Annotated in this window: 33 protein-coding genes and 2 pseudogenes; 5 read left to right on the top strand and 30 right to left on the bottom strand. The window is 26.0% G+C overall.

Features of this window, described 5'->3' with window-relative positions; genetic code table 4:
- Positions 1 to 104: 104 nt before the first annotated feature.
- The 8 genes and pseudogenes from nadE to MSROBK_RS04745 all read right to left on the bottom strand — a co-directional run bounded on the left by nadE (position 105) and on the right by MSROBK_RS04745 (position 5,646).
- Positions 105 to 857, bottom strand: coding sequence for an NAD(+) synthase (gene nadE, locus MSROBK_RS04770; RefSeq protein WP_174842682.1), 753 nt, complete (start codon positions 855 to 857; stop codon positions 105 to 107).
- Positions 857 to 2,161: a GTPase ObgE gene (obgE, locus tag MSROBK_RS04765; RefSeq protein WP_040093361.1), complete on the bottom strand. Its 1,305-nt coding sequence runs from the start codon at positions 2,159 to 2,161 to the stop codon at positions 857 to 859. Before obgE ends, nadE begins: the two co-directional genes overlap by 1 nt.
- Positions 2,162 to 2,258: 97 nt before the next feature.
- The gene (locus MSROBK_RS11560) at positions 2,259 to 2,543 is read right to left on the bottom strand and encodes a hypothetical protein (RefSeq protein ID WP_040093360.1); all 285 of its coding nucleotides are present in this window, start codon (positions 2,541 to 2,543) and stop codon (positions 2,259 to 2,261) included.
- A 251-nt stretch (positions 2,544 to 2,794) separates the two neighbouring features.
- Positions 2,795 to 2,869: pseudogene (locus MSROBK_RS12350) on the bottom strand (hypothetical protein); the annotation flags it as partial.
- A 181-nt stretch (positions 2,870 to 3,050) separates the two neighbouring features.
- Positions 3,051 to 3,698 carry a chromate transporter gene (locus MSROBK_RS04755; RefSeq protein WP_040093357.1) on the bottom strand — a complete coding sequence of 216 codons (648 nt, stop codon included), beginning with the start codon at positions 3,696 to 3,698 and terminating at the stop codon, positions 3,051 to 3,053.
- A 207-nt stretch (positions 3,699 to 3,905) separates the two neighbouring features.
- Positions 3,906 to 4,304: a transposase family protein gene (locus tag MSROBK_RS13385; RefSeq protein ID WP_242441474.1), complete on the bottom strand. Its 399-nt coding sequence runs from the start codon at positions 4,302 to 4,304 to the stop codon at positions 3,906 to 3,908.
- Positions 4,289 to 4,741, bottom strand: a complete 453-nt coding sequence (locus tag MSROBK_RS13380; RefSeq protein ID WP_040092446.1) for an IS5 family transposase — start codon at positions 4,739 to 4,741, stop codon at positions 4,289 to 4,291. The genes MSROBK_RS13385 and MSROBK_RS13380 overlap by 16 nt, the downstream gene beginning before the upstream one ends.
- 26 nt (positions 4,742 to 4,767) lie before the next feature.
- Positions 4,768 to 5,646 carry a chromate transporter gene (locus MSROBK_RS04745; protein ID WP_040093356.1) on the bottom strand — a complete coding sequence of 293 codons (879 nt, stop codon included), beginning with the start codon at positions 5,644 to 5,646 and terminating at the stop codon, positions 4,768 to 4,770.
- 77 nt (positions 5,647 to 5,723) lie between these two features.
- On the opposite strand from MSROBK_RS04745, the gene MSROBK_RS13375 reads away from it, so the two are divergent.
- Positions 5,724 to 6,176, top strand: coding sequence for an IS5 family transposase (locus MSROBK_RS13375; protein WP_040093354.1), 453 nt, complete (start codon positions 5,724 to 5,726; stop codon positions 6,174 to 6,176).
- Positions 6,161 to 6,559, top strand: a complete 399-nt coding sequence (locus MSROBK_RS13370; RefSeq protein ID WP_242441474.1) for a transposase family protein — start codon at positions 6,161 to 6,163, stop codon at positions 6,557 to 6,559. Before MSROBK_RS13375 ends, MSROBK_RS13370 begins: the two co-directional genes overlap by 16 nt.
- Positions 6,560 to 6,644: 85 nt before the next feature.
- Here MSROBK_RS13370 and MSROBK_RS04735 read toward each other — a convergent pair whose 3' ends face one another.
- The 14 genes and pseudogenes from MSROBK_RS04735 to MSROBK_RS04675 all read right to left on the bottom strand — a co-directional run bounded on the left by MSROBK_RS04735 (position 6,645) and on the right by MSROBK_RS04675 (position 13,985).
- Positions 6,645 to 6,794 carry a hypothetical protein gene (locus MSROBK_RS04735; protein ID WP_157944233.1) on the bottom strand — a complete coding sequence of 50 codons (150 nt, stop codon included), beginning with the start codon at positions 6,792 to 6,794 and terminating at the stop codon, positions 6,645 to 6,647.
- 12 nt (positions 6,795 to 6,806) lie between these two features.
- A complete protein-coding gene (gene miaA, locus MSROBK_RS04730) occupies positions 6,807 to 7,742 on the bottom strand; it encodes a tRNA (adenosine(37)-N6)-dimethylallyltransferase MiaA (protein WP_040093353.1) in 936 nt (311 codons plus the stop codon).
- Between the two features lie 245 nt (positions 7,743 to 7,987).
- Positions 7,988 to 8,869 carry a phosphate ABC transporter ATP-binding protein PstB gene (gene pstB / locus MSROBK_RS04725; RefSeq protein ID WP_227991459.1) on the bottom strand — a complete coding sequence of 294 codons (882 nt, stop codon included), beginning with the start codon at positions 8,867 to 8,869 and terminating at the stop codon, positions 7,988 to 7,990.
- Between the two features lie 319 nt (positions 8,870 to 9,188).
- Positions 9,189 to 9,449, bottom strand: a complete 261-nt coding sequence (locus tag MSROBK_RS12100; protein ID WP_258272983.1) for a transposase family protein — start codon at positions 9,447 to 9,449, stop codon at positions 9,189 to 9,191.
- Positions 9,415 to 9,633, bottom strand: a pseudogene (locus MSROBK_RS12345) (transposase); the annotation flags it as partial. The gene MSROBK_RS12100 and the pseudogene MSROBK_RS12345, both read right to left, overlap by 35 nt.
- 223 nt (positions 9,634 to 9,856) lie before the next feature.
- Positions 9,857 to 10,255, bottom strand: coding sequence for a transposase family protein (locus tag MSROBK_RS13365; RefSeq protein ID WP_416375038.1), 399 nt, complete (start codon positions 10,253 to 10,255; stop codon positions 9,857 to 9,859).
- Entirely contained in the window at positions 10,240 to 10,692 is a 453-nt protein-coding gene (locus tag MSROBK_RS13360; protein WP_040092446.1) for an IS5 family transposase, read from the bottom strand. Before MSROBK_RS13360 ends, MSROBK_RS13365 begins: the two co-directional genes overlap by 16 nt.
- Positions 10,693 to 10,711: 19 nt before the next feature.
- Complete coding sequence (locus MSROBK_RS04705; protein ID WP_040093349.1) at positions 10,712 to 11,086, bottom strand: helix-turn-helix domain-containing protein; 375 nt, start codon at positions 11,084 to 11,086, stop codon at positions 10,712 to 10,714.
- 19 nt (positions 11,087 to 11,105) lie between these two features.
- On the bottom strand, positions 11,106 to 11,480 hold the full coding sequence (locus MSROBK_RS04700; protein WP_040093349.1) for a helix-turn-helix domain-containing protein: 375 nt from the start codon (positions 11,478 to 11,480) through the stop codon (positions 11,106 to 11,108).
- 19 nt (positions 11,481 to 11,499) lie between these two features.
- Complete coding sequence (locus MSROBK_RS04695) at positions 11,500 to 11,874, bottom strand: helix-turn-helix domain-containing protein (protein ID WP_040093349.1); 375 nt, start codon at positions 11,872 to 11,874, stop codon at positions 11,500 to 11,502.
- Positions 11,875 to 11,893: 19 nt separating this feature from the next.
- Positions 11,894 to 12,268 carry a helix-turn-helix domain-containing protein gene (locus MSROBK_RS04690; protein WP_040093349.1) on the bottom strand — a complete coding sequence of 125 codons (375 nt, stop codon included), beginning with the start codon at positions 12,266 to 12,268 and terminating at the stop codon, positions 11,894 to 11,896.
- 19 nt (positions 12,269 to 12,287) lie between these two features.
- On the bottom strand, positions 12,288 to 12,662 hold the full coding sequence (locus MSROBK_RS04685; RefSeq protein ID WP_040093351.1) for a helix-turn-helix domain-containing protein: 375 nt from the start codon (positions 12,660 to 12,662) through the stop codon (positions 12,288 to 12,290).
- A 19-nt stretch (positions 12,663 to 12,681) separates the two neighbouring features.
- Positions 12,682 to 13,056 (bottom strand): helix-turn-helix domain-containing protein, encoded by a 375-nt coding sequence (locus MSROBK_RS04680; protein WP_040093349.1) that lies wholly within the window; start codon positions 13,054 to 13,056, stop codon positions 12,682 to 12,684.
- Between the two features lie 284 nt (positions 13,057 to 13,340).
- Positions 13,341 to 13,985, bottom strand: a complete 645-nt coding sequence (locus tag MSROBK_RS04675) for a hypothetical protein (RefSeq protein ID WP_040093348.1) — start codon at positions 13,983 to 13,985, stop codon at positions 13,341 to 13,343.
- 269 nt (positions 13,986 to 14,254) lie between these two features.
- Between MSROBK_RS04675 and MSROBK_RS11140 the strand changes: the two genes are divergently transcribed.
- The 3 genes from MSROBK_RS11140 (at position 14,255) to MSROBK_RS04665 (ending at position 15,363) form a co-directional block, all read left to right on the top strand.
- Entirely contained in the window at positions 14,255 to 14,377 is a 123-nt protein-coding gene (locus MSROBK_RS11140; protein ID WP_127092708.1) for a transposase, read from the top strand.
- Between the two features lie 239 nt (positions 14,378 to 14,616).
- Positions 14,617 to 14,919 (top strand): IS3 family transposase, encoded by a 303-nt coding sequence (locus MSROBK_RS04670; protein WP_084217984.1) that lies wholly within the window; start codon positions 14,617 to 14,619, stop codon positions 14,917 to 14,919.
- A 27-nt stretch (positions 14,920 to 14,946) separates the two neighbouring features.
- Positions 14,947 to 15,363, top strand: coding sequence for an IS3 family transposase (locus tag MSROBK_RS04665; RefSeq protein ID WP_157944232.1), 417 nt, complete (start codon positions 14,947 to 14,949; stop codon positions 15,361 to 15,363).
- A 175-nt stretch (positions 15,364 to 15,538) separates the two neighbouring features.
- Here MSROBK_RS04665 and MSROBK_RS04660 read toward each other — a convergent pair whose 3' ends face one another.
- The 8 genes from MSROBK_RS04660 to MSROBK_RS04630 all read right to left on the bottom strand — a co-directional run bounded on the left by MSROBK_RS04660 (position 15,539) and on the right by MSROBK_RS04630 (position 24,466).
- On the bottom strand, positions 15,539 to 16,498 hold the full coding sequence (locus MSROBK_RS04660) for a lipoprotein (RefSeq protein ID WP_040093347.1): 960 nt from the start codon (positions 16,496 to 16,498) through the stop codon (positions 15,539 to 15,541).
- A gap of 13 nt (positions 16,499 to 16,511) precedes the next feature.
- A complete protein-coding gene (locus tag MSROBK_RS04655; protein ID WP_040093345.1) occupies positions 16,512 to 20,609 on the bottom strand; it encodes an FtsX-like permease family protein in 4,098 nt (1,365 codons plus the stop codon).
- 38 nt (positions 20,610 to 20,647) lie between these two features.
- On the bottom strand, positions 20,648 to 21,394 hold the full coding sequence (locus tag MSROBK_RS04650; protein ID WP_227991457.1) for a hypothetical protein: 747 nt from the start codon (positions 21,392 to 21,394) through the stop codon (positions 20,648 to 20,650).
- A gap of 242 nt (positions 21,395 to 21,636) precedes the next feature.
- Positions 21,637 to 22,035 carry a transposase family protein gene (locus MSROBK_RS13355; protein WP_416375037.1) on the bottom strand — a complete coding sequence of 133 codons (399 nt, stop codon included), beginning with the start codon at positions 22,033 to 22,035 and terminating at the stop codon, positions 21,637 to 21,639.
- On the bottom strand, positions 22,020 to 22,472 hold the full coding sequence (locus MSROBK_RS13350; RefSeq protein ID WP_040092446.1) for an IS5 family transposase: 453 nt from the start codon (positions 22,470 to 22,472) through the stop codon (positions 22,020 to 22,022). Before MSROBK_RS13350 ends, MSROBK_RS13355 begins: the two co-directional genes overlap by 16 nt.
- A gap of 112 nt (positions 22,473 to 22,584) precedes the next feature.
- Positions 22,585 to 22,980 (bottom strand): hypothetical protein, encoded by a 396-nt coding sequence (locus MSROBK_RS04640; RefSeq protein ID WP_040093344.1) that lies wholly within the window; start codon positions 22,978 to 22,980, stop codon positions 22,585 to 22,587.
- A gap of 281 nt (positions 22,981 to 23,261) precedes the next feature.
- A complete protein-coding gene (locus MSROBK_RS04635; protein ID WP_040093343.1) occupies positions 23,262 to 23,843 on the bottom strand; it encodes a TIR domain-containing protein in 582 nt (193 codons plus the stop codon).
- Positions 23,844 to 23,845: 2 nt separating this feature from the next.
- On the bottom strand, positions 23,846 to 24,466 hold the full coding sequence (locus MSROBK_RS04630; RefSeq protein ID WP_040093340.1) for a bifunctional 4-hydroxy-2-oxoglutarate aldolase/2-dehydro-3-deoxy-phosphogluconate aldolase: 621 nt from the start codon (positions 24,464 to 24,466) through the stop codon (positions 23,846 to 23,848).
- Between the last annotated feature and the right edge of the window lies 1 nt (position 24,467).

Genomic DNA, 24,467 nt, shown 5'->3' with positions numbered 1-24,467 from the left:
TAGTATAATTATACGCTTTATTCTAACTTAGTCAAACTTAACCTGTTAAATGATCTTAACTGTTGGAATAAAAATATTTCATTATGTTTATGCTTTCATAATTTTTACTTTTTTGATTCGTTAATTAAAGAACTAAAAACAACTGGTGGTGCTTTTGGTAATTGCCGTTTATGTTCTGAACCTTGATGCAAATGTTGAATTCGGTTTGCTGCCGCGGCTGGAACTGGTTTTCCTTGCAAATAAGCATCTAACTGGTGATAACTAACACCCATTTCTTGTTCATCTGTTTGTGCTGTTCATAATCCCGCTGTTGGGGGACGCATAATAATTTCAGTTGGAACCTCCAATAAATGTGCTGCTTGTTGGACTTCACCTTTCAACAAGTGAATAAGTGGCACTAAATCAACTCCCCCATCACCATATTTGGTAAAATAACCAACATGTCATTCATCAGCATTATCCGTTCCTAACACCAAGTAGTTATGACTTTGTGCTAAAGCATATAAGGTTGTCATTCGTAATCGTGGTTTAATGTTACTTAATGCTAATTGGTGTGGTGGTAATGCTAAAGTTGTCACTAATTGATCATATGTTGATGATAAATCAACAATTTGATGGTTTAACTGGTGTTTATTAATTAGTAAATTTGCACATTCTTGGTCAAATTGATCAGAATGACAAGGCATAATAACCGTTAAATGTTGTTCAGGAAAAGCTTTTTGTCCTAATAACCCAACCACAGCAGAATCAATTCCACCAGATAGACCAATAACAACCCCATCACAATGTGCTTTTGTTACTTCTGATTTGATTCAATCAGTTAAATATGTTAAATATTGTTTTAAATCTTTCATCATTATCCATCCCATTCTAATTCGTAATCAAAAATTCGAACAACATCCCCTTGTTGTGCTCCTTTTGCTCGTAACATTTCAAAAACTTTTAAGTCTTGTAATTTTTTATTAAATAATAATAAATTATCATATGTTGTGATTGGTGTTTTTTGATATGCTTTTTGAACAGCGGGACCACTCACTTTTCAAACACCATTGCCAAGATTATCGACAACTACTTCTGTTTCAATTGGTGTCCTATAAGTATATACCTTATAATCTTCTTGTTCTGTGGGTAGTTCATCTAATTGTCATAAAGCTTTATTTTCATTAATTGTTGCTAAAGTAGCACCAATTTGATTTACTAACAATGTTAAATTTTGATTTTTTAAACCACTAATCTCAATAATCTCAGCACTTGGCATCTGCGCTTTAAACTTTACTAAATTTGCTGGAGAAATTTCAAGGTCCATTTTATTTGCCACAATAATTTCTTTGCGGAGTTCTAATTTATAATTATAATCTTTTAATTCACTTTTAATGTTTAAATAATTTTGATAAACATCTTCTGTTCCATAATTTCCGGACATATCTAAGACATGCACAATTAATTTACAACGCTCAATATGGCGTAAAAAATCATGTCCTAACCCTTTTCCCTCCGCAGCGTCCGCAATTAATCCTGGTAAGTCGGCAACAACAAAACTATCATTATTTTGATCACGAACAACTCCTAGTTGCGGTGTTAAAGTTGTAAAGGGATAATCAGCAATTTGGGGTTTTGCTTTTGAAATTTTAGCTAATAATGTCGACTTACCAGCATTTGGTAATCCAACAAGTCCAACATCAGCTAAAACTTTTAATTCACAACGAATTTCTAATGTTTCCCCTAAATCACCTGCTTCAAAAATGGTTGGTGCTTTATTTTTTGCATTCGCAAAACGAGCATTACCACGACCACCTTGTCCCCCTTTCGCAAGAACAAGCTCTTGCTGATGAGCAACAATATCGCTAATAACTTCATTGGTTTCATTATTATAGATTAATGTTCCCAATGGTACTTTAATATATTTGTTAGTAGCATTTTTTCCATGCATATTTTTAATTGTACCATTTTCGCCATCAAGAGCTTTAATTTCACGTTGATACTTTAAATCTAATAAGGTGTTCATTCCTTCATCCCCAACAAAGATAATGCTACCGCCATCACCACCATCACCACCCGATGGTCCTCCTTTGGGAACATACAATTCACGATGAAAAGCAACCGCTCCATCGCCGCCTTTCCCTGCAAATAATTTAATTGTTGCAACATCAATAAATTTCATCGTTCTTCCTTTTCTTAAATCCATTATTATCATTATACTAAAAGAAAACGAACAATTTGTTCGTTTTTTTGTTATTTTTGCTTTTTATGAACAAAGGCTAGTAAAGAACCAACTTTAACCGAACCCCCCCCCGTTCACCACCAGCATAGCCAGCATGGCCAACACGGTGAATTGTTACTTTTTGCTTTGGCTTTGATAAACTTGGTAAGTAAACAACAATTATTTTTTGTTCTTCATACCGACCAAAACCACTACAAGTCGAACAGAAATAATCAAAATCATTTTCAAGGTAATACCCTGTTCCATCACAAATTTTGCAATTTTCTTCAACTAATAAAGTAACATTAGCTTTCCCTGAACTAATAACATTAACTGCTTTCAAAACAACTTTCCCAACTAGTAATGGTCCTTTTTTTGGTTTTTTAAAGCGTTTTTTTAATCAAACTTTATCATTAAAATCAAAAAAATAATGATGTTTTACATCATCAAAACTAGGAACAAATAAACTTTCATCATACTCTTGTTTTGTTTTATGATTTGATAAAATTTCATATGCTTCAGTAATTTCGCGAAACTTGTTTTCAGCATTTTTCTCTTTCGAAATATCTGGATAATATTTTTTTTTGCTAAACGACGAAAATTTTCTTTTATTTCTTCAGCAGAAGCAGTTGATGATATTTCTAATATCGTATAATAATTCTTATTCATTATTTTCCTCTTATTAAAAATAGTCTATTAATAAAATTATTATTAAATATAATTTTTGTAAGTAAAAAATATTACTGTAGTCATATCTAGTTAAATATAAAATAGTTTTTAAGTTTTGATATTTTATATTATATCAAAAAATTCTAATAATTTAATAGTTATTTACTAGAAATACCTGAAATTAATGGATAAAATAAAAGATACAGAACCCAATAACCCCCGATCCTAAAATTACTCATAACGGATTAACTTTTTTATACTTTAGAAAAATGAAAACAGCTAAACTAAAATCAACAATAAAATAAACACTTACTTTAACAATTTCAACCCAATTACCTGTAATAAAACTATAGGGTCCTGTTTTTGCAGTTCCCCCATATAAATTAAAATTAGCAACTGAAAAAATCAAATCAATAATTAAATAAAATAGAATTACAATAATAGCTGGTTTTAATAATTTTGCAATGTACCCAAATTGTTTGCTTTCCATTGAAACATGTTTATCAACGCTAACCATAATAATTGTTGCTGGCAAGGTAATCACAACATAAGATATAATCATTACTAATAGTGATAGCCCAACGTTTTGTTTTGAAACTAAAATTGATAAATAAGCCGTTAAATGAGTAGATACTGGTCCTGGAGTTACTGATGAAAAAATTAATCCTCAATTTCAGTCTTGCACAGTAACTAATTCATTTGCAACTGTTGGCGTTAAAATTAGCGTAAATAACGAATTAAAAATAACATAAAAAACTTGTCCACCACCAAAAGTAGTAATTCCGACTAAAAAACAAATAATAATATAAAGAATAATATTTAATACCATTATTTTTGTCCTCTTTGTGGTCTATTTTTATAACTATAAACAATAGACTTCTTGCATTACTTGTTAAAAAATTGCAAATATTTGTAAAAAAGATACTAATAGAAAAATATAATTTTAATTAATTATGTTTTTTATTTAAAAATTTAATATTTTTCCACAACGAAAAATTAATTTATTATTTAAATTATTTAATTTTAAATAAATATTTTATGTTAAATATAATAATTGTAAATTATAAATTGAGGCAATTAAATTAAATCTTAAACCAAATCTTTTTCTTCGATTACGATATTTTTCTGTAATAATTTTAAATTTTTTAAGAATAGCAAAAATATTTTCAATAATAATTCTCATTTTTGAAACTAGTCTATTATATTGCTTTTGTTCTTTGTTTAAAGGGTTTTTCTTTGTTTTCTTTGTAGGTATTAGAACATTATTGTGATTTTTTTGTATTCCTTGATAACCACTATCAACTATTAATTTGGTATTTTTTAAAATTGGGATTTTTGATTCTTTAAATAAAGCATAATCATGTTTTTTTCCGAGCGAAAAACTTGTTGCAATAATTTTTTTGGTTTCTTGTTCGATAATTACTTGTGTTTTGATCGTGTGTTTTTTCTTTTTACCAGAATAAGATTGTTTTTGTCTTTTTTTGGGCGTTGGATTGGAGTTTCGGTAGCATCAATAATAATAGTTTTATCATTAAAATAATCATTTATTAGTGCTTTTTTACCAGCAAGTTGTTGAAAATCAGAGTTTTTAATTAAAATATCTTCAATTCACTTAATATTACGATAACAATTAGCCTCACTAATATCAAAACTTTTACCAAGATGAAAATAAGTCTGATATTCTCGTCAATATAATAAAGTCATCAATAATCTATTTTCTAATGATAATTTATTAGTTTTACCACCTTTTTTAAATTTTTCTATTTCAGCAACTTTTAAAATATCTAACATTTTATTAAAAGTGGATTTTTTTATTCCTGTTAATCTTAACCATTCTCTATCATTAAGAGTATTAAATTTATTATTGTTCATATTTTTATGTCCTCATAAATTATATTTTATAATAATATTTTAATAAAAAAGGGTATCGCAAGAAGTCTAATTAAACTAATTATCAACATTACAATAACAACAATTGCTGGAATATTATAAGGAGCTGGAACCGCCACTAAAAAAATAATTCAAAAAATCATAATTGGTAAAGAAACAAATAATGTAATTTCTTTCATCGAAGAACGAAACATTTTAATAATTAAAACAAAAATTAAAGCTAAAATAACGGGCATAATGGCTAATGATACGTATGCCAAATATAACTCAGGAATAGCATTTTGCAAAATAACAGTCAAAACTCCAACTAATAACATTAGAGGAAAATTAGCTCACAAAGAAGCTGCTAATGCCCCCCATCACCCGTAAAGTTGATAACCAATCACAGCAGGAACTTGAATTGTTGCTGGTCCTGGCAAAGCATTTGATAAAATAACAATTTTATCAAAATATTCTGCACTAATTCATCCTTTCTTTTCAACAATTTCAGAAAAAATAATTGGTAGCATCGCATTCCCGCCACCAAAACCAATAAAAGCAATCTTAATAAACATTAAAACAATTGTTCAAAATAAATGTGGTTGTAAAATATTTAACTTTTGATAGTTAACTTTATTATTCTTTTGTAATGTTTTAATTTGTGTTTTAACTTCACTTTTATTAGCCTTGGTAGTACTCTTTTTTAAGTTTGTTATTGTCATAAGATTTAAATTAATTATTGTTTTTACTTCTAGAATCTGTTCAGTAAAAAAATGATTTGCATTTAAATAATAGCGATGAAGTTCTTGTTGATACTCTTTATTAAGGTTTTTTCTTTTTCTTCGTCACCCTTGTTCTTTTGCTGCTATTAATTTTGTTTTTTTGATAACATAATAATCTTTTCGCATTTGTTCATTAGACTTCTTGCGATACCCTTTTTTATTAAAATATTATTATAAAATATAATTTATGAGGACATAAAAATATGAACAATAATAAATTTAATACTCTTAATGATAGAGAATGGTTAAGATTAACAGGAATAAAAAAATCCACTTTTAATAAAATGTTGGATATTTTAAAAGTTGCTGAAATAGAAAAATTTAAAAAAGGTGGTAAAACTAATAAATTATCATTAGAAAATAGATTATTGATGACTTTATTATATTGACGAGAATATCAGACTTATTTTCATCTTGGTAAAAGTTTTGATATTAGTGAGGATAATTGTTATCGTAATATTAAGTGAATTGAAGATATTTTAATTAAAAACTCTGATTTTCAACAACTTGCTGGTAAAAAAGCACTAATAAATGATTATTTTAATGATAAAACTATTATTATTGATGCTACCGAAACTCCAATCCAACGCCCAAAAAAAGACAAAAACAATCTTATTCTGGTAAAAAGAAAAAACACACGATCAAAACACAAGTAATTATCGAACAAGAAACCAAAAAAATTATTGCAACAAGTTTTTCGCTCGGAAAAAAACATGATTATGCTTTATTTAAAGAATCAAAAATCCCAATTTTAAAAAATACCAAATTAATAGTTGATAGTGGTTATCAAGGAATACAAAAAAATCACAATAATGTTCTAATACCTACAAAGAAAACAAAGAAAAACCCTTTAAACAAAGAACAAAAGCAATATAATAGACTAGTTTCAAAAATGAGAATTATTATTGAAAATATTTTTGCTATTCTTAAAAAATTTAAAATTATTACAGAAAAATATCGTAATCGAAGAAAAAGATTTGGTTTAAGATTTAATTTAATTGCCTCAATTTATAATTTACAATTATTATATTTAACATAAAATATTTATTTAAAATTAAATAATTTAAATAATAAATTAATTTTTCGTTGTGGAAAAATATTAAATTTTTAAATAAAAAACATAATTAATTAAAATTATATTTTTCTATTAGTATCTTTTTTACAAATATTTGCAATTTTTTAACAAGTAATGCAAGAAGTCTATTAGTTTTTATGTGATGACGTTTTGTTTGAACCATTTCTGCAAATGATTGCAAATCTGACGGAATTTTCATATGGGGGGCCTCCTATTTTAAATAATGACTATTTTGTAAATCAAGAATAATTTGGTGACAAACATCCTTAAATTGTTCATAATGGAATGGGTATCAATGAACATTTGTTAATTGATGTTTAAATCATGTTATTTGTTTCTTTGCATAAATTTTATTAGATTGTACCATTGCTGCTAATGCTGCTTCATAAGAAATTTCTCCTTTTAAATACTGGATAATTTCTGGACAACCAATAATTTTCATGCTTTGTTTTGTTACATCATAATTACAATATTCATATGCTGCTTTAACCTCAGCAAATAAACCTCGTTCTGTCAAGGTTAAAACACGATCAGCAAGATGCTGATATAGTTCTGCTTTATCGGGCAATAACCCAATAATGTATGGCTCAGCATACCAATCATTATGTGCTTGATCATTGCTTGATTTTAAAGTTCCTGTTTGAAAGTAATACTCTAATGCGCGTCAAACTCGTTTCCGATTATTAGAATGAATTTTAGCACTTTCTTGTGGATCAATTGCTGCTAATTTTTCTCATAAGACTTGATTTGAATCTTGTTCATATTCTTTTGCTTTTGTTAAATCACGACCTTGATTAGAAAATTTATATTTTTTTAATAAAGCATTAATATATAAGCCACTACCACCAACAACAATTGGCAATTTGTCTTTTGCTCAGAGTTGTTTTAACACAACTTGTCCTTGTTCTTGGTAAGTACTAATGGAATAATTATCATTTAAATCAATTGTTGATAATAAATGATGGGGAATTCCTGCTTGTTCAGCGGGTGTTATTTTATTTGTTGCAAGATTCAACCCATTGAAAATTTGCGTTGCATCAGCATTAACACATTCTCCCTTAAATTGTTGGGCAACTTGAATTGATAAATCTGTTTTACCACTTGCTGTTGGTCCAACAATTAAAATAACTTTTTTTTCACCAGTCAAACCTCCCTAATCTCATTATAAATATAACTAATTTTTAATGAATAATCTACTTTTTCAAATGAAAAAACTAACAACAAGTGTTAGTTTCGTTTTGCTTTTAAATAACTCTGAACCGCTTTAAGTGCTTGGGTGTAGAGTTATTGATTTATATAGCGGTTAATAACCCCAAACACACCTTAACGTTATAATAAACGTAGAAAACTGTCCTTGCGGACAATTATATTTTATCATATATTTTATTTCTTTTAACCAAAACGTCCTGTAATGTAATCTTCTGTTTTTGTTTCGTGCGGATGTGAAAATAATAGTGCTGTTTTATTATATTCAATTAACTCTCCCATTCAAAAGAAAGCAGTATAATCCGAAATCCGAGCTGCTTGTTGTAATGAATGCGTTACAATAATAATCGTAAAATCCTTTTTTAAATCAGAAATTAACTCTTCAATCTTTGCAGTTGCAATTGGATCTAACGCACTTGTTGGTTCATCCATTAGTAAGATTTCTGGTTTTAAAGCAATTGCGCGGGCAATGCAAAGTCGTTGTTGTTGTCCCCCTGATAAACTCAATGCTGAGTCCCGCAAATTATCTTTAACTTCATCTCATAATGCTGCTTGTCGTAATGATCCTTCAACAGTTTGGTCAAGAATTCTTTTATCAAAAATTCCTAAACTTTTTAAACCAAAAGCAATATTTTCATAAATTGATTTTGGAAAAGGATTTGGTTTTTGAAACACCATCCCAATTTTAGTCCGTAATGAAATAATATTTTGGCGATATTGATAAATGTTTTTATCATTATACATAATTGCTCCACTCATCTTTGTCCCTTCAATTAAATCATTCATTCGATTAATTGCTTGTAATAAAGTTGATTTTCCACAACCTGAAGGGCCAATTAAAGCAGTAACTTTGTTTTTTAAAATGTTTAAATTAATATCAAATAACGCTTGTTTTGTCCCAAAATTATAATAAAAATTAAACTTTTCAATTCCTAAAATTACATTTTTTGGTAAAACAGTTGGCACTTTTAATAGGTCATATTGATGTTGATTTATTAAGCGCCGAAAAAGTTTTTTAAATCATTGTTTAATTTTATTCTGCGAAGTTTGTGTTGTTTTTTTCATCATAATTTATTCCATTTCCTCTTGTAAGTTTTGAATCTTATGTTCTAAAGCAGTAATTGACAATTGATAATTATCCCGTTTTTGCTGATGATTAATACCTTCTGCTTGGCTCTTTAACTTTGTCAACTTTGTTTGATACAATTGCAATAATTGTTCATTAGACTTCTTGCATTACTTGTTAAAAAATTGCAAATATTTGTAAAAAAGATACTAATAGAAAAATATAATTTTAATTAATTATGTTTTTTATTTAAAAATTTAATATTTTTCCACAACGAAAAATTAATTTATTATTTAAATTATTTAATTTTAAATAAATATTTTATGTTAAATATAATAATTGTAAATTATAAATTGAGGCAATTAAATTAAATCTTAAACCAAATCTTTTTCTTCGATTACGATATTTTTCTGTAATAATTTTAAATTTTTTAAGAATAGCAAAAATATTTTCAATAATAATTCTCATTTTTGAAACTAGTCTATTATATTGCTTTTGTTCTTTGTTTAAAGGGTTTTTCTTTGTTTTCTTTGTAGGTATTAGAACATTATTGTGATTTTTTTTGTATTCCTTGATAACCACTATCAACTATTAATTTGGTATTTTTTAAAATTGGGATTTTTGATTCTTTAAATAAAGCATAATCATGTTTTTTTCCGAGCGAAAAACTTGTTGCAATAATTTTTTTGGTTTCTTGTTCGATAATTACTTGTGTTTTGATCGTGTGTTTTTTCTTTTTACCAGAATAAGATTGTTTTTGTCTTTTTTTGGGCGTTGGATTGGAGTTTCGGTAGCATCAATAATAATAGTTTTATCATTAAAATAATCATTTATTAGACTTCTTGCATTACTTGTTAAAAAATTGCAAATATTTGTAAAAAAGATACTAATAGAAAAATATAATTTTAATTAATTATGTTTTTTATTTAAAAATTTAATATTTTTCCACAACGAAAAATTAATTTATTATTTAATTTTAAATAAATATTTTATGTTAAATATAATAATTGTAAATTATAAATTGAGGCAATTAAATTAAATCTTAAACCAAATCTTTTTCTTCGATTACGATATTTTTCTGTAATAATTTTAAATTTTTTAAGAATAACAAAAATATTTTCAATAATAATTCTCATTTTTGAAACTAGTCTATTATATTGCTTTTGTTCTTTGTTTAAAGGGTTTTTCTTTGTTTTCTTTGTAGGTATTAGAACATTATTGTGATTTTTTTGTATTCCTTGATAACCACTATCAACTATTAATTTGGTATTTTTTAAAATTGGGATTTTTGATTCTTTAAATAAAGCATAATCATGTTTTTTTCCGAGCGAAAAACTTGTTGCAATAATTTTTTTGGTTTCTTGTTCGATAATTACTTGTGTTTTGATCGTGTGTTTTTTCTTTTTACCAGAATAAGATTGTTTTTGTCTTTTTTTGGGCGTTGGATTGGAGTTTCGGTAGCATCAATAATAATAGTTTTATCATTAAAATAATCATTTATTAGTGCTTTTTTACCAGCAAGTTGTTGAAAATCAGAGTTTTTAATTAAAATATCTTCAATTCACTTAATATTACGATAACAATTAGCCTCACTAATATCAAAACTTTTACCAAGATGAAAATAAGTCTGATATTCTCGTCAATATAATAAAGTCATCAATAATCTATTTTCTAATGATAATTTATTAGTTTTACCACCTTTTTTAAATTTTTCTATTTCAGCAACTTTTAAAATATCTAACATTTTATTAAAAGTGGATTTTTTTATTCCTGTTAATCTTAACCATTCTCTATCATTAAGAGTATTAAATTTATTATTGTTCATATTTTTATGTCCTCATAAATTATATTTTATAATAATATTTTAATAAAAAAGGGTATCGCAAGAAGTCTATTAGTGCTTTTTTACCAGCAAGTTGTTGAAAATCAGAGTTTTTAATTAAAATATCTTCAATTCACTTAATATTACGATAACAATTAGCCTCACTAATATCAAAACTTTTACCAAGATGAAAATAAGTCTGATATTCTCGTCAATATAATAAAGTCATCAATAATCTATTTTCTAATGATAATTTATTAGTTTTACCACCTTTTTTAAATTTTTCTATTTCAGCAACTTTTAAAATATCTAACATTTTATTAAAAGTGGATTTTTTTATTCCTGTTAATCTTAACCATTCTCTATCATTAAGAGTATTAAATTTATTATTGTTCATATTTTTATGTCCTCATAAATTATATTTTATAATAATATTTTAATAAAAAAGGGTATCGCAAGAAGTCTATTAGTGCTTTTTTACCAGCAAGTTGTTGAAAATCAGAGTTTTTAATTAAAATATCTTCAATTCACTTAATATTACGATAACAATTAGCCTCACTAATATCAAAACTTTTACCAAGATGAAAATAAGTCTGATATTCTCGTCAATATAATAAAGTCATCAATAATCTATTTTCTAATGATAATTTATTAGTTTTACCACCTTTTTTAAATTTTTCTATTTCAGCAACTTTTAAAATATCTAACATTTTATTAAAAGTGGATTTTTTTATTCCTGTTAATCTTAACCATTCTCTATCATTAAGAGTATTAAATTTATTATTGTTCATATTTTTATGTCCTCATAAATTATATTTTATAATAATATTTTAATAAAAAAGGGTATCGCAAGAAGTCTATTAGTGCTTTTTTACCAGCAAGTTGTTGAAAATCAGAGTTTTTAATTAAAATATCTTCAATTCACTTAATATTACGATAACAATTAGCCTCACTAATATCAAAACTTTTACCAAGATGAAAATAAGTCTGATATTCTCGTCAATATAATAAAGTCATCAATAATCTATTTTCTAATGATAATTTATTAGTTTTACCACCTTTTTTAAATTTTTCTATTTCAGCAACTTTTAAAATATCTAACATTTTATTAAAAGTGGATTTTTTTATTCCTGTTAATCTTAACCATTCTCTATCATTAAGAGTATTAAATTTATTATTGTTCATATTTTTATGTCCTCATAAATTATATTTTATAATAATATTTTAATAAAAAAGGGTATCGCAAGAAGTCTATTAGTGCTTTTTTACCAGCAAGTTGTTGAAAATCAGAGTTTTTAATTAAAATATCTTCAATTCACTTAATATTACGATAACAATTAGCCTCACTAATATCAAAACTTTTACCAAGATGAAAATAAGTCTGATATTCTCGTCAATATAATAAAGTCATCAATAATCTATTTTCTAATGATAATTTATTAGTTTTACCACCTTTTTTAAATTTTTCTATTTCAGCAACTTTTAAAATATCTAACATTTTATTAAAAGTGGATTTTTTTATTCCTGTTAATCTTAACCATTCTCTATCATTAAGAGTATTAAATTTATTATTGTTCATATTTTTATGTCCTCATAAATTATATTTTATAATAATATTTTAATAAAAAAGGGTATCGCAAGAAGTCTATTAGTGCTTTTTTACCAGCAAGTTGTTGAAAATCAGAGTTTTTAATTAAAATATCTTCAATTCACTTAATATTACGATAAAAATTAGCCTCACTAATATCAAAACTTTTACCAAGATGAAAATAAGTCTGATATTCTCGTCAATATAATAAAGTCATCAATAATCTATTTTCTAATGATAATTTATTAGTTTTACCACCTTTTTTAAATTTTTCTATTTCAGCAACTTTTAAAATATCTAACATTTTATTAAAAGTGGATTTTTTTATTCCTGTTAATCTTAACCATTCTCTATCATTAAGAGTATTAAATTTATTATTGTTCATATTTTTATGTCCTCATAAATTATATTTTATAATAATATTTTAATAAAAAAGGGTATCGCAAGAAGTCTATTAGTGCTTTTTTACCAGCAAGTTGTTGAAAATCAGAGTTTTTAATTAAAATATCTTCAATTCACTTAATATTACGATAACAATTAGCCTCACTAATATCAAAACTTTTACCAAGATGAAAATAAGTCTGATATTCTCGTCAATATAATAAAGTCATCAATAATCTATTTTCTAATGATAATTTATTAGTTTTACCACCTTTTTTAAATTTTTCTATTTCAGCAACTTTTAAAATATCTAACATTTTATTAAAAGTGGATTTTTTTATTCCTGTTAATCTTAACCATTCTCTATCATTAAGAGTATTAAATTTATTATTGTTCATATTTTTATGTCCTCATAAATTATATTTTATAATAATATTTTAATAAAAAAGGGTATCGCAAGAAGTCTAATTTAATTGCCTCAATTTATAATTTACAATTATTATATTTAACATAAAATATTTATTTAAAATTAAATAATTTAAATAATAAATTAATTTTTCGTTGTGGAAAAATATTAAATTTTTAAATAAAAAACATAATTAATTAAAATTATATTTTTCTATTAGTATCTTTTTTACAAATATTTGCAATTTTTTAACAAGTAATGCAAGAAGTCTATTGCCTAAAAGGCAATATTATTTGTATATTTAATTTTTAAACTATATTTAAAATCTAATTGAAAGTGCGATTGATCAAAGGGTTGTTCTCAAGCGCATGGGAAAAGGTCAATAATTTTATCTTTCTTGTTCTCTTTACTAAAAATTCAATGAATACGTAAATTTTGAATATTTCCATTTTTACGAATTTGAACAATTTCACGCGTTGGTAAATATCTTTCGTTTAAAGCTGACATTAAAATATTTTTTTGATTTTTGGAAAGAGCAATTGGTAATCCCAATGTTGGTAAATATCCTGTTCATGTGTCAACGCTAAATTTAACTGGTTTATCATATAGTTTTAATAATGGCTTAAAATGTTTTTTAAAAGTAGTTGTTTCATAAACATTATTGGCCCCCTTATTTAAATTAGCAACACCATTAATTTGAATAGCATCATCAAGCACTTCTTGTTTAATTTTAACAGCAAGACGAAGAATTGCTTGTCCAGTATAACCTTCTATTTCGATCGCATCTAATTGTAAATTAACAATATTTGATGATTCTTGTTCTAAAACTATTTTAAGGTTATTATTTTTGAATAAGGTTTTTAATGAATCAGAAACATCTTTTAATTCTAATAATTTTGCTTTAATTAAATTAACATCCATTTTATCTACTTCAATCAAATTATTGTTATTTTGGGTAAAATCAAAACTATACTTTGAAATATCAATATCTTGAATTTGTTTTTGAAATTCCTTTTCGTCCTGATTATCTTGGTTTTGTTCATCTTTACTGTCTTTGCTATCTTGGTCATCCTTAATATCTTTTGATATCTTGGTCTTGACCCTCTTTAGTATTGGATGGGTTAAGATAAATTGAACAACAATAATGTGGAGTAAGGATTATAATTAAATTAATAAATGGAGGTGTAATTATGGCAAAGAATCATTATACCGATGAATTTAAACAACAAATTGTTAGTCTTTATAAAACAGGTAAAACAGCAAAACAATTGTCCAGTGACTATCAGGTCGGTAAATCAACAGTTTGAAAATAAATTCATGAATTCAATAATTCTGGTTCATTTAAAGCAAAAGATAATCGAAGCCCAGAAGAAAATGAACTAATTCATCTAAGAAAAGAAATTAAACAATTACGAATGGAAAATGATATTTTAAAGCAAACCACACTGATAATAGGCAAAAAATAGTAATTATTAAAAACAACAAAAAAAAATATGCAATTACTAATTTATGCAAAACACTAAAAGTTCCTAGATCAACGTTTTATTATCAATTGAAATCAAATAATCCTAAATCAAACCATACTATTGATAATGCTTTTATCAGTATTTTCTTAAAAAGTCGTAAAAATTATGGCACAAGAAAAATTAAAGTTATGTTAGCACAACAAAATATTTTATTATCACGAATAAAAATTAGTAAAATAATGCAAAGATATAACTTAATTTCCAATTATACAAAACTTAAATATAAACATCAAAGTAACAAAAACGCTACATACAAATATCATAATTTGTTAAATCAAGAATTTAATAATTATAAACTACATGAAGTTGTTGTCAGTGATTTAACATAAGTTGCTATCAATAGCAAATGATATTATGTGTGCTTTCTAATTGATTTATTTAATCGTGAAGTTATTGGTTATGATGTTAGTTCTCATAAAGATGCCAAATTAGTTGAAAATACTTTTAAAAAGCTTAGTTTTTCTTTAGATAATATTAAAATATTTCATACTGATCAAGGCAGCGAATTTAATAACAATATCATTTACAATCTTTTAGCTAAAAACAATGTTGCAAAATCTTATAGTAAACCAGGCTGTCCTTATGATAATGCTGTTTCTGAATCAACCTATAAAATTTTAAAAACAGAATTAATTAAAAACAGAAAATTTAAAAATATTGAACAATTTAAATTAGAATTATTTGACTATGTTAATTGATACAATAATGTACGAATTCACAGCAAATTAAATTATTTAACACCAATTGAATATAAAAATCTTTACTCTACATAAAATTTGTCCAAAAAACCCTTGCCATTCCAGAGCCTAATATTTTTCTATCATAGTGTTTTCTTATACAACAGTTTTTTCTATATACATTATACCATAATTTTTGGAAAGATATTATATCATATTTTTAAAATAAAAAAAACCTTAATTAAGGTTTTTTTTAAAATATTTTTGGTAATTAATTAAAAGTTAATTCAACTTCACCAGTATAATATTTAGAGTGATCATAAGCAACAATTGTTCCACCCTTTTGATCATCATTAATCGTTAAATATAAATCATTTAATAAAGCACTTAAGCGTTTTAACTGACTAACAAAGTTAGCACTAATAAACATCATCATTGTTTGCAAAATTGTAACTTTTGGTAATTTTCCTAAATTTGTCGTTAATTTCATTGCTCCTAAATCTTCTTGTTTCACTGGAGGTTCTGGTGTCTTAACTGAAAAGTGAATAGTAATTGAACCATAGTAATCTTTCGTTGGATCATCATGTTCACTTCAATGGTCTTTTCCTGTTTTTAAAATAGCTTCAGTTTGGTCTTTATTAACTACAATGTTTGGTACCTGACTAATTTGTTGATTTCAAATTTTGGGTGTTTGTTCACCAATAAAAAATTCACCAAATTTATCTAATTCTGAAATAAGTTGCATATTGTTAAAAACAATTGCAATTAAAATTGTTTTTGGCCGAGCATCATCAATAACACCTAAATCAATACTTTTTATCTTATCAGCAAGATGATTTGAAGTTATTACTGTCTTATTAATCTTTATCGTATTAACTGTTGTACCATCATTAAAATTTAATTCATAATTACCATTTCGATATAAATCAATTTCACTTGGTGCTTTTGATTGATTATTAAATTTATAATTTTTAACTAATTGATTAAAATTTCATTTTGATCCTTGAAACAATTGTGCTAATTGTTCTAATAATTTGGGAATTGTTTGTTTAGAATCTTGCGGATTAATTGTTTTAAAATTAATCCCCTCAAACCCAGTTACTTCTAATGGTAACACTGGTATATCAACTGGAATATTATTTCAGTCATCACTTTTATTACAACTAATAATTGTCGTCACTGGTGTTATTGTTAAAACACTAGTTGTCAAAATCGCTAACAGTTTTTTCATCCTAATCCCCTCCTTAATCCGCATTCATAATCGCAATTAATGGATTAATGCGATTCATATTAAATCAACTAATTAAATAAGCAATAAAGTATAATAATAAGCCACTGCCAATTGCAACAATTGGAATCATTATATTGATAAATAATGGCAATACTAATCCAATTCTAATTAAAATCATATTAGAAATCGTTAAGAAGAGCCAACCAAAACCAAATCCGGCAATTGTCATTATGACAATAATCGGAATATACATTCCAATAACTAATTTTGTAATATACCGGTTACGATATCCCAGAACTTTCATTGTTGCAATAATTGTTTGATTTTCAGCAATTACAATATTACTTGTTAAAATAATAATCATAAAACTTAACACAAAGGAAATTCCAATGATGAAGAAGACAACGCCATTAACAGCTTTCGCAATGTTTCCTAAAATTGTTTTAGCTTGTTCAATTGGCATTAAAGTACCAAAAGTACTATTTGAATATGCTGGATAAGAAATTCCTGTTACGGGTTTAATACCACCATTTAATCCATAAAAACTATAATCACCAAATAATTGACTTGTTCCTAATCCTGCTTCAATATCATCAACTTTACTACTATTTGAAATTTTATAGTTAAAAATAGGATATTCATTTTGAAACACAGCAATTCAATCAACACTACTTTGTCCTGTTATTCAGTACTTAACAAATTCATCTCATAAATGCTTATTCCCTGCTGTGGCAGGATGCTGTTGAATAAACGCTTCTAACATATTTAAACTATTTTTATTTGCTGCTGATAACGTGTTATTATTTTTAATAAAAGAATTACTTCATTCATTTAAGAATAAGCGTAATAAATAATCTCGTGTTTTATCATATCCTAACAACTGTTGTGCACGTTCCTCATTAATTCAAGCCCGAGCAGCACCAAATTGGTTTGTAATCCCGACAACTTTAAATTGTGAAGAATTAGTTTGATTAGTAATTGTATAACTTCCATTAACAATTTTATCGTTTAAAATTGTTAATCTTGTAAAGGTGGGGTCAGTAATATCAATCCCACTTTTTAAAACATATTCATTAGTGTTTTCTTTTAAAACACTATTTTTATAGTTATTATCACCATTAAACATTAGTTTTCCAACATTGCCAACAGCACCACTAGCACCCGTTACCTCACTTGCATCTCACCCTTGTAAAATACTATCCGCCGTAACACTAGAATCACTTGCTAGTAATGCTTTTTGAATAATGCGTGGATCAATAGTATCACCAACTGCAATTCCTAATCGTTTGGCCAATGTTTCATTTAGAACAATGTTATTATTTGATGTAAATAATTTTTGTTTTAAATCTTCTTTATTTTTATTAGTTAATACTTGATTTTTAAAGGTTTGATTAATTCCATACATTTTAAAATCAATACTATTAACTTCAGCATTAACCATTGTTCCACGATCATCAGTTAACGGATTAAAAGGAATTACCCCAAATGTTAAATTAAAATTATTATTTGGTGTTTTAAAGGCTTCTTGCATTTTAACACGAACTGTTTGTGGTGAACGTGAATAAGCTCCTTGAATAAAACATTGATTAACATTATCAACAAAATAAGCATAAATTCAATTATATAAATCATACATTGGTTTTTTTAAACGAGTATTAAAGTCGCTTCCTGTTCCTGAATCTAGGACATCATAAAACGATGTTGTCAATGGTTGTTCCAATGCTGGACGAAAATGATTATTGTCTAGCACAATAACAGCATTTCCTTGTCCAAAATCTCTTTGATAATCACTCTGCGTGAACATTTCTTGCTCTAAATTATCATTTAAACTAATATTCCCGGTTTTATCAAAATACTTGTAACGTTTAATATTTAAAGCAAGTGTGTCACGATATTTTCAATAAAATAAGCGGTAATTTTCTAAAGCACTAATATTTTCGCGTGCTGTTTCTGTTGTTCGTAAATATTGTTCAATTGTTGTTTTTGTTAAACTACTTAAACCAAAATCCTTGTAATCACCTCATAATGTTGTACAAATTGCTTTTGATGAAACAGCATCCTTTGATTGCAGTTTTTTACTTTCTGAAAATTCTTTTGAAATATTAGAATATGGTAATGAGCGCATATCTTCAGCATTATATGTTGGTGTATAATTCTCGGGATTAATTTGCCCTGTTACAAAATCGCGTAGATATTGGTTTGAATCACTTGTCATATTAGTATTTGGTAAAAAACTATTCTTACTATCTCACGGTTTTTGCGTTGGATCATAAGTTTTTAAAAAGGTCATTGGTAAATTATAAATCGGACTATTATATTCAACTAATGTTTTATAATTATCTCCTTCATATGAATAACGAATATTGTTTTGTAAAATAATTGGAATTGTTGTCGACATTGTAATCATAATCGTACTAATAATCATTGTTAAGGAAACTCCAACCATTTTTCCTAATGAATTTGATAATTGCACCGCTTGAAAACGAGCATCAAATGTTTTCCGAATTGCAAACATTTTATAAACCGCTTTTTTTAAACGTCCATTTGAAAACGTTTTTTCTTTTCGAATTAATTGCAGTGGTGTTCGTGATACCATCATGATTGTTCCACTAATTATTGTGACTCAAGTTAATAAAACAAAAATAAACAAAACACAAGTTAATAATGCGAGTGGTGAAAAGACAAAATTACCATATGGTAAATTAAAATATGTCCCAAATAAGTATTTAATCGTAAATTGGCCACTAATTCCACTAGCGTAACCAATAACACCCCCAATTAATGCAATCATTAAGGGATAAGAAATATAACTAAGTGTTAATACACGACGATGATATCCTAATGCTCGTAATAATCCGTTTTGTGGTCCGGTTGCATCAATTTGGCGACGAACCACTAAGATTAGGACAAAAAAGGAAATAATTAATAAAACAGTAATTAAAATATATGACCCCCTAATAAAGGAATTTAATGTTGTTGTAAAATAAGTAATCCGCTTAGCAAATTCATAACGATGATCGGTTCGAAAAGTAGCAACTGGTAAACCAGTCGATAATGTTTTAACATAATATGAATGTAACCCAATATGTTGGCCTTGTTCACTATTAATATAATTATTAATCGTTTGACTATAAACAATACGAATATTATCCTTGTTCGTTTGACTAAATTTTCCAACATAATAAATTTCACGATCTAACTGACTTTCTGGAATTAGCACTTGTCTTGTTGAATCTAAGGCTGTTACTTGATAATGTTGTCCTGTTGTATCAGCAACTTCTGTTTCAACTAATCCAAATAAACGTGGATCTAAATACGCAATTCCTTCGTTATTCATATTTGGAAATGGATGTGACGCATCAATAATTGGTGTAATATAATCAGCAGATTGACCAAACCCAACTACACGAAATCAATTTTCATTACTATATGGTGATGTTGGTAACCATTTATTGATATCTTGATGTTCATATGACACTAAATTAACTTTTTGTAATTCACTATCAGCAACTTTAATTGTTGTTCCATAACGGTCTGTTTGTAATCGAATAACATCATTAATTTTAATATGATTTTTTTGCGCAAATTGCGACGTTAAATAAATTCAGTGCATTGTTTCACGATTAATTGATTCTCAATATTGTTCATAAAAAGCAATTGGCATTCCAACCGAAACAATAAACCGATCAATTACTTGTTTTGGATTTAATGTTACTGCTTTAATAACTTTATTATTTCCCAAACTAAATGTTCGTGCTTCAACACGATCATAAGAAAAACTTTCATCATTATTATTAACTTGTTGTTTAATAAACTCTAAAATAGCATTTTGTCGTAAATTACCATCAGTAATATTTTCAAACTGATCAATCCCCCCATTTGGGTTTTTAACATAATTAGTTTGAGCAAAATTAATAACAAAATCATGTTGATTACTTACTTGTTCTAAAATAAAATTATTATAATTATTCTCAACACGCTGTTTTGAAACTTCAATAATTGTAAAAATAAAACTAGTTAAAAACACTAAAATAACTAATCCAACAAATTGAATTTTATTTTTAACTGTGTTTTTAAAATTGTTTTTAAATAATAACTTAAAACCAGGCATTTTTTCACACTCTTTCTCTTATTTTTTAATATTTGAATTTAATTAAAAATAAAACAAGGTGGTGTTGATTGTTTTTTAAATTGTGTTAATAGTTCGGTTTTACGTAAATTATCAATAAGACAAGTACATTTAAAAAATCAGCGATCTCTAGCAAAACCTAATAATAACATTAATAAAAGGGAAAATGATAATTTTTGTTGTTGACAAAAAACATCATTTGTTAGTGTTACCGCTCAAAATGTTTGATAACTAGAAAAAATAACATCATTAATATTTTTTAAATACCCAATATATAAACGAAATAGTAATAACATTGCAATAAAACTAAGAGTAAAAATTGCATAAAAAACATAACAAAAAATAACTAGAAAAAAATATATTGCTTTATAACTAATTATTATTTTTAATTGCATCATTAATGAAGTTTCACCAAAAAATAAAACACTTGAAATTATGAAAATATTACCTAATCATAAGATAATAATTTGCCAATTTGAATATAAAATTACTTTTCAAGTTGAAAGCGTTTCTTTTTTAATTTGCTGAAAATTAACTAAGATTTGCGTGAGAATTCCCGTGAAAAAAAGAAAAATAATACTTGATAAAAACAAATACAATAAATTTAATGCAATATTTAAGAAACTATAATTATCTTCAAGATTAATAATTGAAAAAGATGATGAGAAAAAAATATATCCTAAAAAAATAACAAAGAAAGCATTAATAAATCTTTGATATTTCGTAATAAAATTTGTTTTCATTTTCATCACCATAACTTTCATCATATTTTGCTCATTTTATTATAACATTAATATTAAAATAATGTATAGCATAAAATAAGCCTTATTACCTTAAAATAACAATAGACTTCTTGCATTACTTGTTAAAAAATTGCAAATATTTGTAAAAAAGATACTAATAGAAAAATATAATTTTAATTAATTATGTTTTTTATTTAAAAATTTAATATTTTTCCACAACGAAAAATTAATTTATTATTTAAATTATTTAATTTTAAATAAATATTTTATGTTAAATATAATAAATGTAAATTATAAATTGAGGCAATTAAATTAAATCTTAAACCAAATCTTTTTCTTCGATTACGATATTTTTCTGTAATAATTTTAAATTTTTTAAGAATAGCAAAAATATTTTCAATAATAATTCTCATTTTTGAAACTAGTCTATTATATTGCTTTTGTTCTTTGTTTAAAGGGTTTTTCTTTGTTTTCTTTGTAGGTATTAGAACATTATTGTGATTTTTTTGTATTCCTTGATAACCACTATCAACTATTAATTTGGTATTTTTTAAAATTGGGATTTTTGATTCTTTAAATAAAGCATAATCATGTTTTTTTCCGAGCGAAAAACTTGTTGCAATAATTTTTTTGGTTTCTTGTTCGATAATTACTTGTGTTTTGATCGTGTGTTTTTTCTTTTTACCAGAATAAGATTGTTTTTGTCTTTTTTTGGGCGTTGGATTGGAGTTTCGGTAGCATCAATAATAATAGTTTTATCATTAAAATAATCATTTATTAGTGCTTTTTTACCAGCAAGTTGTTGAAAATCAGAGTTTTTAATTAAAATATCTTCAATTCACTTAATATTACGATAACAATTAGCCTCACTAATATCAAAACTTTTACCAAGATGAAAATAAGTCTGATATTCTCGTCAATATAATAAAGTCATCAATAATCTATTTTCTAATGATAATTTATTAGTTTTACCACCTTTTTTAAATTTTTCTATTTCAGCAACTTTTAAAATATCTAACATTTTATTAAAAGTGGATTTTTTTATTCCTGTTAATCTTAACCATTCTCTATCATTAAGAGTATTAAATTTATTATTGTTCATATTTTTATGTCCTCATAAATTATATTTTATAATAATATTTTAATAAAAAAGGGTATCGCAAGAAGTCTAATAAAAAAACTATTATTTTACAATAATAGTTTCCTTAATAACATTAATCTTGTTGTTGATTAATGATAATTGGTCGTGATTTATCGATTTCATATTTACCCACTAAAATTAAAATTCCACCGATTAAAAATGAAAATAATAACGAAACAATTCCAGCAGCAATGTGTGATTCTGCTTTACCCTTTAAAACACTGGTGCACAATATTATTGGGGCAATTTGAACTGACCCAATTATTAAGTACATAATTCCAGCCATTGCCCCAAAACCAGCAAAGTAACCAGTTGTCATAACAAAAGCTAATAATGCACAAAGAACAAAAAACCCTAATAAAATTGATGATATAACAATCGATAAAATACAACCAGCACGACATAGATTATCTGGTTTTTTTCCTTCAAAAGAACCTTCTGAATTTCCATAGATATAATTTTGATCCATTTATATTTAATATTCTCCTTTCAATATTTTCTAATTTATAAATTAAAAGTTTAACTTATTGTTACTCTATTTTTTTACTTATTATTTTTCAATATTAGTTAAAGAACGAGGTCAGAACAATTTAAACAATTGATGTAAATTAGTTTTCCATAATTAATTTGTAATCAAATGTTTGAGACAATTAAGTCATAACATTTTAACACTAAAAAAGCAATATTTTATTCCTTTAATTTATAAAATATTGCTTTTTATTTAAATAATATTTTTTTGAAACAACGGGATTAAATATGACAATCAAAGCCATGATATAATTTATCTTCTTTAAAGATTTCTTTTATATCATATTTTTGGCGATAATCTTTTACATCCCCAGTTTCAATCGCTTTAATTGCTGCACACGCCATTGCATGTGAACTACATAAAGTAATTTGAGGAACATTACCACTATTTAACGGTTCATGATACAATGCCCCTGTTAACATTTCATTTAGGCCAAAACCAGGACATTCTCCTTTTAAAATTCCCTGTTGTACTCGAAAATCAGAAATAATTGGGAAGAGATATTTTTTCTTATTATGAATTGCTTGTTCGACGATTAATCCAAATTCCATATGAGTCCCAGAATCTCATCCATCTAACTCAAAAATGACATAATCAGCGGTGGTTAAACCAGCATAATCTAAGTCAAAAATTGCTTTATTAGTTGGACGGACGGTTTGATTTGTTTCAAAATCAACTGGATTTCCAATAATAAAATCAGGAAACATTGCTCGTAACCGATCCCCTTCTACTTTTCGGGTATTTCATTGTGCTTCAGTAAACATGCTTCCAGCATTATAAATTACTTTTTTATTATCTTGCATTATTATACTCCTTCTTGGTTAATTGTGCTAATTATTGTTTTTATTTTTTCTTGTTCAAAAATTTTATTATTAATATCACCCGTTACAAAAGCCCCAACTGCTACTAAGTCATACCCTAGCGTTTTTGCTTCTTTTAAATTTGTTAAATTAATTCCCCCTGAAGCCATATATGTTTTTGTTGGAAAAAAGGTTTTTAAAGTTTGAATAAAATTTAATTTAAAAGCAGTCGCTGGAAAAATCTTAATAATTTCTCAATCAGCATTAACAATATTCGTCACTTCCTGTAAGGTCATTGCTCCTGGAATATAAAATAATCCTTTGCGATGACAAAATTCACTAACTGTCGGGTTAAAAACAGGGCCAACTAAAAATTGTGCTCCTGCTTCAGCTGCTAAGATTGCTTCTGCTAATGTTAAAACGGTTCCAGCGCCAACTAAAATTGTTGGATATTTTTTTCGTAATGCTTTAATTAATAATTCAACCTTTGGAATTGTAAAAGTTAATTCTAAACATGTCACTTGCAAATTGATTAACATTTCACAAATTTGCTGGGCAACATTATAATCTTGATTACGAATAACATAAAAAACTTTCTGTTCTAAAATTTTGGGTAAATCATTCATT

It is taken from the genome of Spiroplasma poulsonii, from assembly GCF_009866525.1.
GTDB classification, from domain to species: Bacteria; Bacillota_I; Bacilli_A; order Mycoplasmatales; family Mycoplasmataceae; genus Spiroplasma; species Spiroplasma poulsonii.
The sequence above is the reverse complement of the archived record's forward strand: the minus strand, read 5'-3'. Positions and strand labels throughout refer to the sequence as shown.